Source organism: Rhizobium sp. P1_E1, assembly GCF_056406015.1.
This window is the reverse complement of the sequence record NZ_JBFUAY010000477.1, coordinates 1-1,574: the sequence shown is the minus strand read 5'-3', so window position 1 is coordinate 1,574 and position 1,574 is coordinate 1. Positions and strand designations below refer to the sequence as shown.

The window sequence follows — 1,574 nt, the reverse complement described above, 5'->3', positions numbered from 1 at the left end:
CTATTACATCCCGAACTCTATAGGATCCTCGCCGAAAGCGCGCGTATGCTCATCACGCAGTTTCCGGACATGGCGACGCCAGAGACTGTCTGCATTTTCCCATCAGTCGAGGGTGTTGGTGCCTTCCCGACCGTTGATGCCGCCTTGCAGAATCATAGTGGGCGGATCTGGTATTGCGGCGATGTCGTCGGCCGGTTTCGCGGCCTCGTCCCCGCCCTTGTCAGCGGACATTATGTCGGGGCCTCCATCGCGGCATGTCTTCGCGAAACTGCGGCCGAGGAGTTACATGATGTGCAGACAATTGCCGCACAATAAACTGGCGCGGAAGTACACATCCGAAAATCCGAGCCGATCAACGGGCAGCAATACTGCGATAAGCGCAGACCATTTGCGGGAGGTAGTGGAGCATGCTTATAGCAATCGAAGGAATTGATGGAGCGGGCAAGACTCATATTGCCCGAAAGTTGGCTCATAACCTGCGTGATGGGGGGTATCTGGCCCGTTATTTGAATAAGAGCGACATAGAGTTCGGAGACGCTTTCACTGATAGTCGGCTTCGCCTGCTAAAGGAAATCATTTGGCCTGAACAGGGCGAACCGAAGATTGACCTGCTCGGAACCCATTTTTATTTGTTTTTGCTCGCATCCTGGTTTTCTGCCGTGGGCCAAATGCTTCGCAGAGAGCCCAGGTTTGGCAATCTCATCACCGTTATGGACGGTTCGCAGTTCAGAGTGGTCGCCAAAGCGCATTGCCGAGCGAAGATCGACAGAGCCCAGCTTCTCGATTATTTCGATCGGGCTGCCGAGCCTGATCTCGTCGTCCTGTTGGAGATAGAGCCGCATGTATCTTGGCACCGGCGCACGGTCTTCAAAGAGACCGAGATGGGGCGTTGGGACGGTTATCGCGGCGATCCGCGCGACGCTTACTGCGCCTATCAGACAAAGATTCAGAACGTCTTGCAGGAGATGGCTTGCGAACGTGGTTGGCTTGTCGTTCCTCAGAATGAGGATACACGCGATACCGATGTCGTTGATTGCATTTTGCAGCACATTGCCGCGCAACACGACGTCGAGGAATACCACCTGGCTAGGAAGGCTACACCGTGTGAATAAAATTACTGCAAATCGCCAACCCACTTTACATCGGCAGCTGCCATTGGCGGCCCTTCTGCAGTGTCACAGCATAAATAATTGGTCTCCGAAGGCACAAGAAACGAAAACTTCGTAAGAAAACATACAGACGCCCGCAGGGGCGGCGCCCTTTAAGCAAAGCCGTTCACGCAGCTTAAGCCCCACGGTGCGTAGCGGCAAACAAGGTGAGATTCGTATTGCCTCATTGGAGAATGCTCCTGAATGAACTGCCTATTGCCTCACCAAAATGCTCCTTTCGCGTTAGGGCAGCTCCGTTGTTCTGCTGGGGTCGATTCCGAAGATCATCGTATGCGCACCATCCCGACGCCAGTCTTTCACTCGCCGCTGCACGTCCTTATTAGGCCATCCAGATATTCACCTGGATAAATGGACTGAAGCCTCTCCAATAGTTCCCGGCCGGTTCTCCATGGTTCCTCCTGGAAC

The 1,574-nt window shown here is 53.9% G+C and carries 2 protein-coding genes; both read left to right on the top strand.

The features are described from left to right. Nucleotides 1–315, top strand: a 315-nt coding sequence (locus AC1D1Z_RS37265) for a hypothetical protein (protein WP_477853834.1), incomplete at its 5' end; no start/stop codon positions are given. Nucleotides 316–407: 92 nt separating this feature from the next. Next, nucleotides 408–1,112, top strand: a complete 705-nt coding sequence (locus tag AC1D1Z_RS37260; protein ID WP_017968908.1) for a nucleoside/nucleotide kinase family protein — start codon at nucleotides 408–410, stop codon at nucleotides 1,110–1,112. Nucleotides 1,113–1,574: the final 462 nt, after the last annotated feature.